The organism is Leifsonia sp. HAY1-4F (assembly GCF_056755275.1).
The window spans coordinates 1-243 of sequence record NZ_JBNDHX010000533.1; the positions used below are offsets into that span (position 1 = coordinate 1).

The 243-nt window shown below is 63.0% G+C and carries 1 protein-coding gene; it reads left to right on the top strand.

What is annotated here, in order from left to right:
* On the top strand, positions 1–243 hold a 243-nt coding region (locus ACPYOG_RS20410; RefSeq protein ID WP_481295900.1), incomplete at both ends, for a phosphoenolpyruvate carboxylase.

The window sequence follows — 243 nt, forward strand, 5'->3', positions numbered from 1 at the left end:
GTACTCGCTCCCTGAACTTGCCCGCGAGAATCTCGAATTGTCCCTGGCCGCGGTAATGCAGGGTTCGGCGCTCCACCGCACTCCGCGTACCTCCGAAGATGAGCGTGAACGCTACGCCAACGTCATGGAGACCATCTCCGACGCCGCGTTTGCCCGGTACCGCAAGCTCATTGACGATCCCGACCTCCCCGCCTACTTCCTGGCTTCCACGCCGGTGGAGCAGTTGGGCTCCCTGAACATCGG